Origin of the sequence: Spirosoma fluviale (genome assembly GCF_900230225.1) — a bacterium.
GTDB lineage: Bacteria > Bacteroidota > Bacteroidia > Cytophagales > Spirosomataceae > Spirosoma > Spirosoma fluviale.
In genome coordinates this window covers 255572-273274 of sequence record NZ_OCNH01000005.1, presented here as the reverse complement: position 1 = coordinate 273274, position 17703 = coordinate 255572, and the positions used below count along the sequence as shown (strand labels likewise).

The window sequence follows — 17703 nt, the reverse complement described above, 5'->3', positions numbered from 1 at the left end:
AATTGAGAATCAAGGGCTATTACGTCAGTATGTAATTTCTCTTCAATTTTCACTCATTACTCATCAATTTTTACTCTTAACTCCAAACAGATGAAAGTTAAAGCGTCAATCAAGAAGCGCAGCGAAGACTGCATCGTGATCCGTCGGAAAGGAAAGCTGTACGTGATCAACAAAAAGAATCCCCGTTATAAACAAAGACAAGGCTAAGCATGGCACGTATTGCAGGTGTTGATATTCCAGACAAGAAGCGTGGCGAGATTGCGCTCACATACATTTTTGGCATCGGCCGTAGTCGGGCGAAAAAAATTCTGACCGACGCTGGTATCAGCGTTGATAAGAAAGCCAGCGAATGGTCTGATGAAGAAGCGAGTGCCGTTCGTAACGCCATCTCGAACGAATACAAGGTTGAAGGTCAGTTGCGCTCCGAAGTGCAGCTGAGCATTAAACGACTAATGGACATCGGTTGCTACCGGGGTCTGCGGCACCGTAAAGGTCTGCCGGTTCGTGGTCAGCATACCAAAAACAACTCCCGTACCCGGAAAGGTAAGCGGAAGACTGTTGCTAACAAGAAGAAAGTAACGAAATAATAAATCGGTCGCTCATCGTCATACGGACCATTTGTGGCTGGTTGGTTAACTAATCAACTGGCAAGTAATGACACCGGTGACACATTGACGATTACCTACAAACAATGGCTCAAGCAAAACGCAAAGACAAAGCGAAAAAGCGGGTGGTAGTTGTTGAACCCGTTGGTCAGGTACACATCCGGGCTACGTTCAACAACATCATCATCTCGATCACCAACATGAACGGCCAGGTTATTTCCTGGGCATCGGCCGGTAAAATGGGCTTCCGTGGTTCTAAGAAGAACACGCCGTACGCTGCACAAACTGCCGCTTCTAACTGTGCTGCCGTTGCCCATGATCTGGGTATGCGGAAAGCCGAAGTTTTCGTGAAAGGTCCAGGATCAGGTCGTGAGTCGGCTATCCGTACCATTCAGAATTCGGGAATCGAAGTAACCACGATTCGTGACATTACCCCGCTGCCGCACAATGGGTGCCGGCCGCCAAAACGTCGTCGCGTATAACACGGATGGCATGAATAGGAACAGGTGACATTAGGTTGTGTCTGTTCATTGTTTCACACTTATTCATTCATTGAAGAATGGCACGTTACATTGGGCCAAAAGCCAAAATTTCGCGCAAGTTCGGAGAGCCAATTATGGGCCCGAGCAAAGCGCTTCAGAAAAAGAATTACGGACCGGGTATGCACGGTCGGGGTCGCAAGCGGAAACAATCCGAATATGCGCTCCAACTTCTGGAAAAGCAGAAGGTAAAATATACATATGGTATCCTGGAGCGTCAGTTCCGTGCCTTGTTCCACCGGGCACAGGTTCGCGAGGGAATTACGGGTGAAAACCTGCTCAAATTGTGCGAAGCCCGTTTAGATAATACCGTTTATCGCATGGGCATTGCTTCTTCTCGCCGGGCTGCTCGTCAGTTAGTATCTCACAAGCACATCATCGTCGATGGCGAAGTTGTTAACATTCCTTCGTATTCACTGAAGCCAGGTCAGCTGATCGGCGTTCGTGAAAAATCGAAGTCGCTGGAAGCCGTATCGACAAGCTTGTCGGCCCGGAACACCAAGCGGTACAACTGGGTTGAATGGGATGGTCAGCAATTGGTTGGCAAATTCATCAGTTACCCTGAGCGCGATCAAATTCCTGAGAACTTCAACGAGCAAGCCATCGTCGAATTGTATTCGAAGTAATTCATTGGGTTGGCAGATGCTTCCGGCATCTGCCGCCTTTATATAGTTTACGGTTACGGGTGATTGGTTTTCAGTTGGAGGCTAGTCATTAACCCAAGAGAGTATAGAAACCGAAGACCTGAAAACCGTAAACACAATTTCAGTCTTCACGCCAAGGCAGAGAACTGCTGTAAAATACGAAACGTATGTCAATTTTAGCGTTCCAAATGCCCGACAAAGTCGTAGTGGAGAAAGCTGACGACTTTCACGGGGTGTTTGAATTCAAACCCCTTGAAAAAGGATACGGTGTAACAATCGGTAATGCGCTTCGGCGTATTTTGCTGTCATCACTGGAAGGATACGCCATCACAAGCGTAAAATTTCCCGGTGTGTTGCATGAGTTTTCATCAATTGAGGGCGTCGTTGAAGACGTGACGGAGATCATTCTGAACCTGAAAATGGTTCGCTTCAAGAAGATCAATGACATGGTCGACAACAAGATCACCGTCAATATAAAGAAACAATCGGTTCTCAAAGCCGGTGATATATCTAAGTTTTCGCCTTCGTTCGAGGTGCTGAATCCAGAACTGGAAATCTGCCACATCGACGACACGCGTGACCTGGAAATGGAAATTTTCGTGGAAAAAGGTCGTGGATACGTTCCATCCGATGAGCCACGGATTAATGAACTGCCTTTCGGTCATATTCCAATCGATGCTATTTACACGCCAATCAAAAACGTGAAATATAGTGTTGAAAATACTCGGGTTGAGCAGAAAACCGACTACGAGCGGTTGCTGTTAGACATCGAAACGGATGGATCTATTCACCCGGAAGAAGCGCTGAAAGGTGCGGCTTACATCCTGATTCAGCACTTCATGCTGTTCTCAGATCAGACGATGACGTTTGAAACGGCTAAACCGGAAGAAGAAAATGTTGTGGATGAAGAAGTACTGCACATGCGCAAGCTTCTGAAAACGTCATTGGCAGATCTCGATCTGTCGGTACGGGCTTACAACTGTCTCAAATCGGCTGACGTTCGGACATTGGGTGATCTTGTTCGGTTAGAAATTTCCGACATGATGAAGTTCCGCAACTTCGGTAAGAAGTCGCTAACGGAACTTGAGCAACTTGTTGCAGAAAAAAACCTGACGTTCGGTATGGACGTCGCTAAGTACAGACTAGACGAAGACTAAGATTTGGGAATAGGGCTTGGGGCACAGGGGTTCAAACTCCTACCCTATGCCCCAAGCCCTAAGCCAAAAAGATAATGAGACACGGTAAAAAAGATAATCACCTAAGTCGCACACATTCGCACCGCGAAGCGATGTTGCAGAACATGGCGTCGTCGCTCATCCTGCATAAGCGAATCGAAACCACGGTCGCGAAAGCAAAAGAACTCCGCAAATTTGTGGAGCCCATTCTGACACGGGCCAAAGACGATACCTTTCAGAATCGTCGGATTGTGTTTCGGTCATTGAATGACAAAGAGACCATGAAGGAATTGTTCGGAACGGTAGCTGACAAAATCGCCAGCCGTCCCGGCGGATACACCCGCATCATCAAACTGGGCAACCGGTTAGGTGATAACGCTGATACCTGCCTGATCGAACTGGTTGACTTCAACGAACTGTTGCTGGCCGCTGCTGCTGAGAAAACAGCTGCTACCACCACGAAAACTCGTCGTAGCCGTCGTGGATCAGGTGCTAAAGCTGATGCGGCTGCACCCGTTGCTGCTGCTGAGGTGGTTGAAACGCCCATTGCCGAAGCCGAAGTGGTTGAAGAAACACCAGCCGTTGAGGCATCGGCTGCTGAAGAAGCACCGACACAGGATGAACAAATCACTCCATCTGATTCGTCGGATGAACCCAAAGAAGCGTAAGGTCGTTAGCTTATAAAGCGAAAAACTGAGTGATTTACACACATATCATATAGAAAATGGGTTAGCCGGAAACGGTTAGCCCTTTTTTTTAGCCTATCAAGTCAAACCGAACAATGAAACATACACAGCAACCTGAAGCCCTGTTGGTTTTACAAGACGGAACCGTTTACCGAGGCCTGGCACTTGGTAAGATTGGTACAGCCGGAGGTGAAATATGCTTCAACACCGGCATGACCGGTTACCAGGAAATTTACACCGACCCATCGTACTATGGTCAGGTAATTATCAACACAACCTCGCACATTGGCAATTATGGTGTGTTGAACAATGCCGAACAGGAATCGGGTAGTGTGAAGATCCGGGGCATGGTTTGTAACTTCTTCTCGAATATCCATTCACGCTATACGGCCGACGGATCGTTGCAGGAATACTTCGAACGCGCTAATATAGTTGGTATTCACGGGGTCGATACCCGGCAATTGGTACGTTATATCCGGTCGAAAGGCGTCATGAACTGCATTATCTCATCCGAGATTCTGGACCCTGCTATCCTTCTCGCCGAGTTGAATAAAGTGCCTGACATGGACGGTCTGGAGCTATCCTCCGAGGTTTGCACGAAAGAAGCGTATGAACAGGGCAACCCGGAAGCCGATCTGCGCGTTGCGGTACTTGATTTAGGCGTCAAAAGAAGCATTCTGAGCAACTTTAATGAGCGGGGTGTATTCTGTAAGGTATTTCCGGCCCGGACGTCTCATGCCGAACTAGCAGCCTGGAAACCCAACGGCTACTTCATCGCCAACGGCCCTGGCGATCCAGCGGCCATGCCCTATGCCGTCGAAACCGTAAAGCAGGCATTGGAAACTGATAAACCTTTGTTCGGAATTTGCCTGGGTCACCAGATTCTTTCCCTGGCCAGTGGCATTTCAACGTATAAAATGCACAATGGTCATCGTGGTCTGAATCATCCTGTGAAAAACCTAACAACCGGCCTTTGTGAAATTACCTCCCAAAACCACGGCTTTGCCGTTCGGGCAGAAGAAGTGATGGATCACGCCAACGTTGAGCTAACGCACATCAACCTGAATGACAATACCATTGAAGGTATCCGCCGGAAGGATAAACCAGCGTTTTCGGTGCAGTACCACCCCGAATCGTCGCCCGGTCCGCACGATTCACATTACCTCTTCGACCAGTTTGTAGGGATGATGAAGGAGTAGAAAGCCTAGAGTATATCATAAAAAGAGCCGCCTTGAAATAAATCAAGGCGGCTCTTTTTATGATATGCCCCTGCTAATCAGTCAGTAAGGCCTGCTGTACACACGCAAAAACAAAGCAGTAAAGGTTAGCCGGTTACCCAGCTTTAGTTATTCCGTGTAAAATTTCTCAAAAATTTTTGTGAGATAAGGTGAATCCGTGGCACTATCCGTTGAAACGCTTCCTGACAGACCGGACGCACTAACTACATCTTCAACTAAAACTGTTCACCGATTTTATGAAACACTTAACCCTTTTTTCGCAATGCGTAGGGCTACTCTTCCTGACTCTGCTAACCATTGGTGCCTGCGACAGGGCCATTCAACCACAGGAACCAGCCCGGAAATCTGGTGCCCGGATTCAATTCAATCAAACAATTACTCAAGTCGTTGTCAATTCCCCTAATTTTTCTCTATTAGAAGCTGCGGTGATAAAAGCAGGACTGGCAGATGCGCTGGCTAGTGGCAACCTGACTGTCTTTGCCCCAACAGATGCGGCTTTTCAGGCGGCCGGGTTTGCTAATGCCGATGCCATTAACAATGCTGATGTAAACGCACTGCGTAACATTCTGCTCTATCATGTTATTGGGACAGAACGGTTCTTCGAAGACCGGATTTCCGAAAACCTGACGGGCTTTACCACGCTACAGGGCCAGGAAGTATTTGCCACCCGGTTAGGAGGTCTTTCTGTAAATGGTGTCCCGGTGTCGCAAGCGGACCTGAACACCAACAACGGGGTTATTCACGTGATCGACAAAGTGCTGCTACCCCCCGCCGGGAACACCGTCGAGGTGGCCGTTGCCAATCCTAATCTCACCTATCTGGTGGCGGCTGTTCAGCGTGCCAGTCAGGGAGAGATCAATGTTTTACAGATTCTGCTAAGTGAACGGTTCACGGTATTTGCGCCAACTAATGCCGCTTTTATGGCCGCTGGCTTTCCAACTATAGAATCGATCAGAGCCGTCGATCCAAACGTGCTGGGCCGCATTCTCCGTTATCACATTGTTCGGAGTCGTTTCTTTTCCTCTCAGCTTAGTGAAGGAAGCCTCACAAGCATTCAGGGCAACGCACTGGCAACAACCAAAACACCCGCCAAAGCAACAGTGAAGGGGCTGGGCAACAGTTCGCCAGCGTCTGTTCTGTTGTCGGATATAGTGACAACAAACGGGGTAGTTCATGTGATTGACCAGGTTTTACTCCCCGATGGCGGCACCATAACAACATCCATCACAGATATTGTGGTAGCGAATCCTGCCTTCTCCCTGTTGGAAGCCGCCGTGATAAAAGCCGGACTTGCCGGTGCGCTGGCAACCGGAAACCTGACTGTCTTTGCGCCAACGGATGCGGCTTTTCAGGCGGCTGGCTTTGCTAATACCGACGCCATCAACAACGCCGATGTAAACGTATTGCGTAACATTCTCCTTTACCACGTTGTTGGCAACCGTTTCCCAACCCAAATCCTGTCAACGAACGTTACGGGCTACAAAACGCTTCAGGGCGATGAAGTATTCGTTGCCAAACGGCAAAACATCTCGGTAAACGGCATATTTGTTGAACAAGCCAATATACAGGCAACCAACGGGGTTATTCATGTCATCAACAAAGTGCTTATTCCGCCTACCGGAAATCTGGCCGAAGTGGCCGCAGCTAATCCGAATCTGACGTATCTGGTAGCCGCTCTGCAACGGGCCGGACTGGTGCAAACAGTTGCCTCGGCGGGTGCCTTAACCGTTTTTGCGCCAACTAATAGTGCGTTTCAGGCAGCGGGCTTCCCGACAATCGAGGCTGTTCGGGCGGCAGATCCGGATGTGCTCGCCCGTATCCTGACGTATCATGTTGTGGCAGGACGCGAACTTTCGTCTACGTTACGTAGTGGACAAGTAACGACCTTACGGGGTCTGGATGTTCTGGTAGCCGTGGGGCCTAATCAGGCCATAACGGTTAAAGGAAATGGGAATGCAACTCCTTCGAACGTAGTAATCGGCGATGTAATAACCCGCAACGGCATTGTACACGTAATCAATCAGGTCTTATTACCTTAAATGGAAGCTCGGTGGGACAGATAAGGGGCGGGTATTACCTGCTCCTTATTTTTATTCATAACGTTATGTACATTGCGTTGTAAGCAGCAAAAACACCGTATCCTCCCACTATATTGGAAAACAACACTGTCGATGCGGCAAATGAATTATTGGGCGCATTGATCTGATCCCGTAGCGTTTCGTGATAGCGGTAGTAATTTAAATCGGTAGTGAACAGCCCGATTCGCGACACGCCCGTTCGAACACTGGCATTCAACGGTATAACAAGCGTATGTGTGCCGGTAAGCGAACGAATTGCAGGGCCGGGGCTGGTTTCGCGGTCAACAAAAAACGAAGGCTGACTGACACGCGTTTCCAGCAAAGCACCCTGCTGGTTAACAATCGACTGACGAACCTCACCATATCCCCGATAATAATTAACACCCCCCGGCGCATTCCAGAAAATAGTTGTTCTGTAAAGAATAGACTGATTCGTAGCCGTTGCCGTAATGGATGAATCCCGCTGAACCCGCTGGATGGGCACGGCCATTGGCACGGTAGTCTGAGCCGTTACCCGACGTCCCTCGCCTAGTTGAACGGTGAGTTGGTAGGTTTGGCCCGCTTTTATTGAAAACTTACTTCCTATTTTCAATCGGTAATACCCCAGCGCATTGTCGTACGGTAAACGAACGCTGGTCTGCTCATCGGTAATGGTAACGGTAGCCGTTTCAACCAGCAATGACGGTTCAGCCGTGGGGCTGACAGCCGGATCTGACAGGGCCACTTTAGCCGCCAGCACGGTATCCTGCGGAGAAATAAAGCAGATGACATACAATTTTGAATCTCGTTCCGGAAGCAGCAAGCCAATATCCACCTGATCCGTTGTTTTGAGACAACCGGCCATTATCAGACAGAGTATGAAAGCAACCCAAACCCGCATCGGCTTAGAATCGGAATGTGTAATTGATGGAGGGCAGAAAGGTGAACAGCGAAACCCGCCTGAGCGTCAGTTGACTGGCGTTATCGACTTGCAGATCATAATAGAAAGGATTCCGGCGTCCATAGACATTGACAACGGTTGCTTCCAGTACATGCCTGACCCGACGGGCCGTAAACGTCTTTTGCAGACTGAGATCGAGCCGATGAAAGGGCTCTGCCCGGAAACTGTTGTACGACCGGCGAACCTGTACCAGCGGACCTTCGGTGCCAAAAAGCTGATCGGCCGGGGTAACCGGACTATCACCCTTTCCCAGCCCTAAGTGGCCAAAACTGGGTACGCCCGATACTGGAAGCGACTGCGGATTGCCCGAACTGTATGACCAGGACGCCGATAACTTCAACGAAGAAGTGAATTCATAGGCTCCTACCCAGGTTAGCGTATGCCGACGATCATGAGCGGGGTAAAACGGCTGCCCGTTGTTGAGTTCATCCAAAACCAAGCGTGTCAATGCCCAGGTGTAGCCTACCCAGCCCGATAACCGGCCCGTTTTTCGCTGAAGCATCAGTTCAACGCCGTACGCATCGCCGTTACCACTGGTCACGTTTTTCTCCCACTGTATTCCCTCGGCCCGCTGGGCATTGGTAATTCCGATAAAGTCGGCATTTTGGTGATAGCCTATAATATGTCGCATCCTTTTCTGATAGGCCTCTACAGTCAGCTGCCATTTTGGCGTCAGGTCATGCACAATGCCCAGTACTGCCTGCTGTGATTGCTGCGGTTTTACCTGGGCCGTGGCCGGAACCCAGAGATCGGTAGGAAGCACTTCGCCGGTATTAGACAATTGGTGGATAAACTGGTTCATGACCGAGTACGAGGCTCGTACGGCCGTGCTCCCACTCATCTTGGCCGACAGCGAAAGCCGGGGTTCTACCCGTGTGTACAATTGATCCTGCATCTGGTAGACTGTAGCTCGGGCACCGATGAGGGCCTTCAGCCAGGAATTGACCTCCCAGTTATCCTCGGCATAAGCCGACGTTTCGGTAGATCGGCTAGCTTCGTGGTGCGTCCGGTGAATTTGTTCGGCAGAAGCGATCACGTCGTACCCGTTGAGCCGAAACGACCGTTGCGTGGTTGTAAAACCGGCATGAATCTGGTGCTTAAGCGTCGGGAAATAATCGAGGTCATATTTCAGGGTGAAATCCGTTACCCCATCGAAATACCGCCAGGTATTCTGGCTTACCGTCGGGTCTGACGGATCGATGGGAATGTATTTGGTGTGCGTCGTGAAATCGTAGTTGCTATAAATGAGCGACAGGTTGGAGAAAAGGCGTTCGCTAAACAGGTGATTCCAGCGCAGCGTACCCGTTGAATTACCCCAGCGCACGACATTCTCCCACCGACGATTTCGGTCCAGACTATCACCCCCGCCGAAGAAATCGCGCCCGAAGTAGCCGCTCAGGTAAAGCTGGTTTCGGCGGTTCAACTGAAAATTTACCTTGGCGTTCAGGTCATAAAAATTCGCTTTCCAGTTTGTGCCGGTGTAATTTCCTACCAAACCGGCCACAAATCCTCCCAGCAGCGAACTAAAGTTGGTATGCCGGGCTGTGAGCAGAAACGATGCCTTATTGCGAATGAGTGGCCCTTCGAGCATGAGCCGGGAGGTAATCAGGCCAGTGCCTACCTCACCGTGCAAACTTTCTTTACTACCCTCTCGCATGTTCATTTCCACCACCGACGATAATCGACCGCCGTAGCGGGGCGAAAAACCACCTTTCTGCAACCGGACGTTCTTGAGCGCATCGACGTTAAAAACCGACACAAATCCAAACAGGTGGTTGGCATTATAAACGGGTGCTTCGTCCAGGATAAGCAGGTTCTGGTCGGCTCCTCCCCCCCGCACATGCAACCCAGCCTGCCCATCGAGTCCTTTCTGAATACCCGGAAGAAACTGAAGCGTTTTCAACACATCTTTTTCGCCCGCAACCGCCGGAGCACTCTGCACCAACGGAATAGGGACGGTATGTTGGCTCGTTTGTGGGTTTGCCCCGGCTCGTTCCGTGGCATCGGACGTGAGAATAACTTCATCGAGGAGATCATCGGGGGTCAGTTCGACGGTAAGTGATACGGGCTGGTCTAACCGAATCCGCCGATACGCCCGCTGATAGCCAACCAGTGAAACAATCAGCTCTACCTCATCGGTTTCGGGGAGGGAGAAGGCATAAAAACCGTAATTATTCGTAACAGTCCCCGATTTACCGTCAACAAAAACCGTTGCACCAATCAGTTGCTCACCACTATGCTGTTCTTTAACGAAGCCGCTGATGGTAAACTGCCGGGTGATTTTGGGCCGAATGGGCAACGGGTTAACCTTTTCCGTTAGCGGTTCGATAACGTAGCAATCACCAACTTTGCGGAAGGATAAATGTGTTCCAGCTAAAAGCTGGGTCAACAGTGGCTCGGTATCGGCTTTCCAGTTAGGCTGATCCCTTATAAGCTGGCCATCAATTAGTTTGGGGTCGTATAAAAAATAGGTACCCCGTTTCTGATTTAATTTTTTCAAACCATCCCGCAGGGGCATAGGGGTCTGCCCGAAGGCGATGGAGCCAACGGCCAGCAGATTACCCGTAAGCCAGGTAATAGCTAATACCCGCCCAATCAGAGCAGATAACATAGAGTGCTTTTGTAACGGCAATTAATTTTTGCTAAGGATAAACACGTTCTTCGTCTTGCGAACCTTTAACTGAGCCAACGCAGCAACGGCCTCCAGCACCGTTTCGGGCTTGCTGATCGGTAGAATACCCGTTACGGTTTGTTCCGCGAGTTTGTCGCCGTCAATTTGCACGGTTACGCCAAACTGCTCTTCAATTTGGTGGATCACGTCTGTTAGGCTGGTGTTGTCGAACAAGAACTGATTGCGAAGCCAGGCATTATACTGATCGGCCCGAACAGCACGCTGCCGAAGCCTCCGGGTGCTGTCATCTACCTCGACCAGTTGACCGGGCTGCATCACCACCGCCGGACGGTTGTCGTGAAAGCTGACCCGTATACGACCGGAATTCAGCACAACACGGTGGAGAGTCGGTCGGTTAGACAGGGTAAACTCCGTTCCTAACACCTGCACATCGAAGGCATCGTTGGTTACGACCCGAAAAGGCGTAAGCGGCACCAGGTGCCGAACGGAGAAATACCCTTCGCCTGTTAGTTCAACGACCCGTTCGTTACCCGAAAATCCATTTCGTCGATGCCGCAGCACCGAATGGCTGTTGAGTACCACGCGCGACCCATCGGGCAAAGAAACCGTACGTTGCTGGTTGTAGCCCGTTTCGTAGCTGATGTACTGATTGTTCCAGTACTGGTATCCAGCCCAGCAAAGCCCTATAGCGAGTAAAACCGATGCCGCCACGACCCATCGCTGAAAGCCACGGGACACGGGCAATGGGATAATCGGCACCGGACGATCCCGGCTGCGAATCAGATCGTCCAACTCTCGCAGCGATTCGTTCAGCCGTGGCTTTTGCCCATTCAGGAGCCTGCATAATCTTTCAGCTTCCTGAAAAGCAAAGATGTTGGGCGGTTTCCCCAATTGCCACGTCTCCCAAAACAACACGGCCGCCGAATCGCTCCCCTGACAGTACGCCAGAAACTGATCGTCCATCAGAAAGTCGTCGACCGTGTAGTTTTCGTAATTCATTTGTTAAATAGACCGTAGTCCGTAACTAAAATTTCTGTTGATGAGGTGTACTACCTTATAGTGCGCTAACCAACGGGAATCTCACAGAGAATTTTATAAAATTTTCAGCTATAGGTCAGCGAATCGGCCTGAAAAAGCAACGGAAACAGCAATGGCCACACCGTTAGTAGATTATAATAATCTTCCTGCCCTAACTGTTGCCGAAGCGTTTTTAGAGCCGACGAAGTGGTGTTATACACTGTGTTGATGTGCATACCCGTTTCCTGACTGATGGCCTCGTTGGATAAATTTCGAAAGAACCGCATCTCGATCAGCTCCTTCTGGCGGGGCGTTAGTTCGGCAAGGGCGGCCTGTAACCGTTTTTTGATACGTTCCTCCTGCTGAGCCTGCACGATAACCTCTTCGTACGAACGCTGGCTCATGATTTCGCTATCCGTCAACTCAACAAACCGGTTTCCGTGTTCGAACTCGCGGAGGAGCTTCCGGCGGAGGTAAGTAATCAGATAGGAGCGTACATTGTCAACAGCGGGCAAACTGTTACCGCGCTCCCAGATTTCGAGGAATATCTGATTGACCGCATCTTTTGCAGCGACGCTGTCGTGACCGAAGAACAACCCGAAGTTTAGCAGATCGGTATACATCTGCTGATAAAGCTCCGTCAGGCTTTGGTAGTGCTGCCGACGGACACCCGCCCATAGAACCTGTAGCTTTTCCGGCGAATTGGTGGCTTGTATAGGTGATGATACCATACGCGTTTGGCTTGAGAGCGCTACAAGATGAAGGAGTATGCAATATTAGCTAAAAGCCTGTCATTGAACGCATACTACCTCTTATTTCCGATGCACTATGTATTTGCCCGCCAGAATTCACGGCTCCAGATGCGCTGAAAGGGCCAGTTTCGGCCTTGCAACGCCATGGGCAGATACGCATGAGCCTGCTTCGTCGTCTGCTGATAATAGGCATCGTCATCAGTCAGGATGATGGATTCATACGTATCATTCGTTGCCTTCACCGTCAGATCGGCAAAGGGAAGTTCAGGTTGCCAGTTGGTGTGCTGAGCAGCCAATTTATCTTTTAACAACGTCCCCGATGGGATAATTTGTTGTGGTTTGGGCATTGGTCGAAACCGCTCCTGCGCCACATCAAGTGCGTAGGTGAGGTACGCTTTGAGGAATCGGGGGCCGTCGTTGGCCGTATCGGCTACGGTAAGTTGTTCGGGCCAGAGGCTGGTAACTACATACACCCGCTCCCGCGCCCGCGTCACGGCGACGTTGAGTCGGTTTTCGCCCCCTTTGGCGTTTAGGCTACCAAACTGCATAGCCAAGCGGCCGCGCTCATCCGGTGCGTAGCCAACGGAGAAAATGATAACGTCCCGTTCATCACCCTGTACGTTCTCAATGTTTTTGACGAAGAGCGACGCCGGATATCTTCGGGGCGGTTCTGCAGCCTGGGGTTGCCCGGCTACACTTCCCTCCAGCATGTCCTGAATCAATTGCTGTTGGGGATAGTTGAACGTAACAATGCCAATAGAGCGGCCGGGAAGCTCAACCGCCAGCTTGTCGAGGAGGGTTAGAATAACCTCTGCTTCGGCCCGGTTCGTATTATGCTGCCAGACGCCTTTCACGTTCATGTACCGAATAGCCGGTTCACGCCGGTTAATGTCGTCGAAATGCGGTAGCAACGACAGTTTATTTTGGTAAAAATGCTCATTCGAGAAGGTGATCAGATCGAGCGAATGGCTCCGGTAGTGTTCGGTCAGCGACACCTGCGGCAGGTATTGAGCGGCCAGTTCAAGTAACGACTCCACTTCGAGGGCGGCTGGCGTTTCCTCGTCGGTCTCATCATCCAGGCGGATTCGGTAGAGATCGCTCGGGCGAAGCTGCTGGCTGTCGCCGGTAATGACGACCTGCTTGCCCCTCGCCATGGCCGGAATGCCATTCTCGGCAAAGCACTGCGAGGCTTCATCAAAAATGACCAGATCGAAAAGTCCTTCCCGAAGCGGAAACATTGCCGATACCGACTCGGGCGAAGCCAGCCAGCAGGGCACCAGTTTGAACACCTCATCGGCGAAGGATTCCATCAGCTTCCGTACCGGCCACACACTGCGTTTTTTAGTCACCTGATGCTGCAGATCGCGGTAGGTAACCACGTTGTTCAGGCGGTTGAACGTCAGGTTTCGATACGTCTGCTCCCGAAGTTTAACCAGCAGGTTTTCCCGGCTTAATGCCTGTTTCCGCCGAATACTGGCCTGTAACGTCTGTTCAAGCTGGGCCATTTTAAGCGATGATACGGCACGAAGTTCAGGATATTGTCGCTCAATATGATCGAGCCACGCGGTCCGCAGGCTATCCATGAATATGTCAACCCAACGTTCGGGTTTGTGGGTACTCAATTGGTCAATAACCGTTCGTTCAACGGTAGAAAAGCCTTCCTGCAAGCGATCTGCTTCAACGAGCAAATCGAAATCAGCCCGAAGTGTTCGGCGGAGTTCGGCAGCATAGACAGTATCTTCCCAGCTTTTCACCAGTTGTTCAGCCGTGAGGTACGTGGCCGATTCAGCCTGTTGCCGGGCAACCGTAGTGGCCAGTTGGCTCATCGTTCGAACACTCTCTGCAAATACTGTAGGCGTCTGCCAATGCGTTTCAGGCAATGATCGCAAGACGGTCAGGGTCGTTAAGCGTTCGGCCAGATGGCGCGCACGATGCAGAAGCCGTAAACTCTCCGGAGCCTCGGTGAGCGACAAACCGGCCAGTAATGAATTGGCTTCGTGACGTATCGCTTCCAGCAAAATTCGCTGATTAACCTTTGTGGCAAGGGTTTGCAAATCGGATTCGGAAAGCGTCAGGCCGTTAGCCGAGACAACCGTTTGAAGTTGCGTCTTTCCCGAATGGGTCAACTGCCACCAGTTCCAGCTCACCCACGACGACCGGGCGCTCAGGGCATCAGCCAGAAGATCACGAAAAGCCCTTAATTCACTGGTCGATAATGAAGTTTCCGGGCCAGGCGGCAGTAAAGTTTCTTCCCAACGTTCGGCCAATTGATCGAACCGTGTTTCGTCGATAATTAGAACCGAGTGAGCGGTATTGGCCAGTAAATGCCGGGTAGTTGCCCATAATCTAGAAGCGTCGGGTGCATCGAGAAGATGCAAAAGAGCCGTTAACTCCCAATCATGCGCCTGCCAATTCAGAAGGTTGGTAAGCGAAAGTGGCTGACCCAGGAGAGTCGTCATTTGGTCGATAATTATTTGTCGGACTTGCTGCCAACCTATAATGGTTTGATCTGCCTTACCTAAATCGGCATTGGTAAATGACGAAAAATTAACCCGATCCGCCCAGCTATGATTGAGGCCTAATGCCTGTTGATAAGCTGCATAATTGGTTAAGCGTTGCCGATAGTTATCCACATTATCCAGACGAAACTGTGGATAACTACCATTAAGATCGATTAGCTGTTGATAACTGTCACCGGAAAGCAATGTCAGGTACAACTCTTTGGCGGAGACGCCACTTTCAGCGGTGTCGAACAGAGCCGTTTTGAAGGATTGCAACTCGGCAATGGCGTCGTCAATCCGGCGGCTCTCCACGTCGAAATCCCGCTCCAGCAAAACGGCGTTTAGGCCATTGTTCTGCTGACGATAGGCGTCGATCCGCTCAATCTGGCTTGCGATCTGGGTGAAAAGCGCCCGCCGGTCATTCTGGAAATCGTGTACCAGTGCCAGAAAGGGAGCCATGCCCACTTCCTCAAGACGATGCTGTACAACATCCAGCGCGGCCCGTTTCTGACACACCAGCAACACTCGTTTCCCGGCCGCTGCCGCGTCGGCCATGAGATTCGCGATCAGCTGCGACTTCCCCGTTCCCGGCGGTCCCTGCACCACCAGCGACTGCCCTTCTTTCACCGCCCGAACCGCCGTCTCCTGCGACGCATCGAGAGGCAGGGGGGTGTGGAGCTGGCGCTCTTTAAGGAGCGAGGAGCGAGGAGCAAGGACGGGGCCGCCCGGCGGTGAGGAGCCGTCCGGGAGCAAAAAAGAAAAAAGTGAGTTGGAGAGTTCTTCACCAACTACTAGCTCCCGCCCGCGGGATGGTTCTTCACCACCGGACGGCTCCTCACCGCCGGGCGGCCCCGTCCTCGCTCCTCGCTCCTCGCTCCTTTCTAGCAGCTTCTCGTAATCAGGGACCAGGAACGATCCCGCTTGCGGAAATATGCCAAGAACGGCTTCAGGGTAGAGTTTTAACTCGCCGGAATGTTCGAGCTGGGCGAGGTCTTTGGCACTTTGTTTATTGAAAAACTGAAGTTTGTCGGTGAACAGCTCTTGATTGAAATTCAGCTCCAGCGGACTGGCTTTGAGCCATTCGTAGAGTTGAGTACGAAATACGAGCGGGTCGCGGTCGAAATCATCGACGGATTTCTCGATGACTTCTTCCGTGAGCTTTATCTGATTGAATTGCCCGTAGGCCAGTAAAAGGGTTGGATTCAGAAACGCCAGCTCATCGCCCCGACGAGTAAGTTTCCAGCATTTACCCTGCTGCTCAATCTGAACGGGGAAGAACAAAAGCGGCCCGTGAACCACCGACTCATCAAGAAATTTACCTTTTACAAAAGGCCAGCCCACGTATAAATCTTCCGTGCCCCGCTCCTCTTCAATAAAACGGGCGGTTCGGTCAATACGCCGTAGTTTTTTGCTTACTTCGTTGCTGCGCTCCTGACGGGGGTCGAGCACATCGCACAACGATATCGAGCTTTTCCGACCAATCAGGTCGGTAATAATGGTGAAGGCCGGTTTGTTGAGCAGGAAATCCGTTTCCTGTAAATCCAGATATTGACCAGCCGGTAAGCTTGTCAGTAAAAGCGACCGATTACGGCTGCTGAGGTTGGTTAAGCGTCGACGGAATGTCTTTAATACAGTCTGGACCGGGATTTCCACAGGATTTTTCTGATAGGCAGGATTATAACGCAAAATCCAGAAAAATCCGCTAAATCATTCGTCTGCTACCTCAGACTTTTTCCCTGACCCGTGAACTGGAGTGCTGTTTTATGTTAGGCGACTTCTTCTTCCGGCGCCCCCACCAGATAATCGTTCCGGTTACGGGTAAACTGGCACAGATCAAACTGGCACAAAAAGCCAGTATTTTGCCGGGCAAACTCAAGATGGCTCCCGTATGAATGTCGTAGTTCATCCGGCGAAGCTTATCGCCAAAACCAGCTTTTGCGTACGTGCCAGAATAAGGCCCTTCGCTAATCAACGGCTTTAGCGTGTTCTGGTCAAACGAGTAGTAATCCATTTTGTAGTACGTGCCGGGTTTGTAATTGACAAACGCGTAAATGGATTCCGACGCTTTCTCAGGGAAGGAGATGTACAGCCCGGCCGTATTCGGCTTACCTTTCGACAGCTGTTGCCAGACGCGGTCTTCCGGTGCAGAAAACCGTCGAACGGCCGTTGTATCGGACAATGGTAACTGGTAGACCGGGGCTGTTTTCCCACCGGAGCTAACCCAATATACAGAATCGGCGAACCACTGAATACCAAAGATCATTCCCGTCAACGCCAGTACCAGACCGATGGACAGCGCGTAAAAACCGGGAACATTGTGCAGGTCATAATTGACCCGACGCCATTTAGCTTTCCACTTGATGCGGAAACTTTTCTCCCGGTTGGCCTTTTTTAGGTTTTTGGGCCACCACAACACTAGACCGGTAATCAACATCACCGCAAATACCAGCGTCCCGTAAGCTACCACCGGCTGGCCAATCGTTTCGGGCAGCCACAAGTAATAATGCCCGTGGAGGATGAAGTGAAAGAAATCTGTTTCCTCATCGTGTACATGCAGCACCTTGCCCGTATATGGATTGATGTACACCTGGTAGTAGGAATCCGGGGCAACCCCATAAAAAGGCACGATGGCACTATGCTCCCCATCTCCGTAAATGACGGCTTTAGCAGGCTTACCCGGCACAACTTTCCCGGCAATGGCTTTTAGCTGAGAGGGTGGCAGTACAACCCCATTCGCAACCGGTTCGATAAATTGATAAGGCCGCAGCACGGTCTTGATTTCCTGCTCGAACGCCAGCACGCAGCCCGTAATGGCCACTACAAACACCAATAGCCCGGACGAGAGTCCGAGCCAGAGGTGTACTTTACCAATCAGTTTTTTCGCTGTCATGGTTAG

At 50.8% G+C, this 17703-nt stretch carries 14 protein-coding genes; 8 read left to right on the top strand and 6 right to left on the bottom strand.

The features are described from left to right. Positions 1–90: 90 nt before the first annotated feature. The 8 genes from ykgO (at position 91) to CRO74_RS24245 (ending at position 6926) form a co-directional block, all read left to right on the top strand. Complete coding sequence (ykgO, locus tag CRO74_RS24280) at positions 91–207, top strand: type B 50S ribosomal protein L36 (protein WP_009284800.1); 117 nt, start codon at positions 91–93, stop codon at positions 205–207. A 2-nt stretch (positions 208–209) separates the two neighbouring features. Next, the gene (gene rpsM / locus CRO74_RS24275; RefSeq protein ID WP_012930220.1) at positions 210–587 is read left to right on the top strand and encodes a 30S ribosomal protein S13; all 378 of its coding nucleotides are present in this window, start codon (positions 210–212) and stop codon (positions 585–587) included. A gap of 104 nt (positions 588–691) precedes the next feature. Next, on the top strand, positions 692–1087 hold the full coding sequence (rpsK, locus tag CRO74_RS24270) for a 30S ribosomal protein S11 (RefSeq protein WP_093827728.1): 396 nt from the start codon (positions 692–694) through the stop codon (positions 1085–1087). A 77-nt stretch (positions 1088–1164) separates the two neighbouring features. After that, the gene (gene rpsD, locus CRO74_RS24265) at positions 1165–1770 is read left to right on the top strand and encodes a 30S ribosomal protein S4 (protein WP_097129745.1); all 606 of its coding nucleotides are present in this window, start codon (positions 1165–1167) and stop codon (positions 1768–1770) included. A 185-nt stretch (positions 1771–1955) separates the two neighbouring features. After that, positions 1956–2945: a DNA-directed RNA polymerase subunit alpha gene (locus CRO74_RS24260; protein ID WP_097129743.1), complete on the top strand. Its 990-nt coding sequence runs from the start codon at positions 1956–1958 to the stop codon at positions 2943–2945. Positions 2946–3019: 74 nt separating this feature from the next. Continuing rightward, positions 3020–3631, top strand: coding sequence for a 50S ribosomal protein L17 (gene rplQ / locus CRO74_RS24255; RefSeq protein ID WP_097129741.1), 612 nt, complete (start codon positions 3020–3022; stop codon positions 3629–3631). A 113-nt stretch (positions 3632–3744) separates the two neighbouring features. Beyond that, on the top strand, positions 3745–4848 hold the full coding sequence (gene carA / locus CRO74_RS24250; protein WP_097129739.1) for a glutamine-hydrolyzing carbamoyl-phosphate synthase small subunit: 1104 nt from the start codon (positions 3745–3747) through the stop codon (positions 4846–4848). A gap of 275 nt (positions 4849–5123) precedes the next feature. Then, entirely contained in the window at positions 5124–6926 is a 1803-nt protein-coding gene (locus CRO74_RS24245) for a fasciclin domain-containing protein (RefSeq protein WP_097129737.1), read from the top strand. 55 nt (positions 6927–6981) lie between these two features. Here the strand turns inward: CRO74_RS24245 and CRO74_RS24240 are convergent, their stop codons facing one another. From CRO74_RS24240 to CRO74_RS24215, 6 genes are all read right to left on the bottom strand, one after another. Further along, entirely contained in the window at positions 6982–7809 is an 828-nt protein-coding gene (locus CRO74_RS24240; RefSeq protein ID WP_179830291.1) for a DUF4249 domain-containing protein, read from the bottom strand. 40 nt (positions 7810–7849) lie between these two features. Further along, the gene (locus CRO74_RS24235; protein ID WP_097129734.1) at positions 7850–10516 is read right to left on the bottom strand and encodes a TonB-dependent receptor; all 2667 of its coding nucleotides are present in this window, start codon (positions 10514–10516) and stop codon (positions 7850–7852) included. 21 nt (positions 10517–10537) lie between these two features. Continuing rightward, complete coding sequence (locus CRO74_RS24230) at positions 10538–11536, bottom strand: FecR family protein (protein ID WP_097129733.1); 999 nt, start codon at positions 11534–11536, stop codon at positions 10538–10540. A gap of 104 nt (positions 11537–11640) precedes the next feature. Next, positions 11641–12285 carry an RNA polymerase sigma factor gene (locus CRO74_RS24225; protein WP_097129731.1) on the bottom strand — a complete coding sequence of 215 codons (645 nt, stop codon included), beginning with the start codon at positions 12283–12285 and terminating at the stop codon, positions 11641–11643. A gap of 95 nt (positions 12286–12380) precedes the next feature. Then, positions 12381–16460, bottom strand: a complete 4080-nt coding sequence (locus tag CRO74_RS24220; RefSeq protein ID WP_394341911.1) for an AAA domain-containing protein — start codon at positions 16458–16460, stop codon at positions 12381–12383. A gap of 70 nt (positions 16461–16530) precedes the next feature. Further along, complete coding sequence (locus CRO74_RS24215; protein WP_097129727.1) at positions 16531–17697, bottom strand: PepSY-associated TM helix domain-containing protein; 1167 nt, start codon at positions 17695–17697, stop codon at positions 16531–16533. Between the last annotated feature and the right edge of the window lie 6 nt (positions 17698–17703).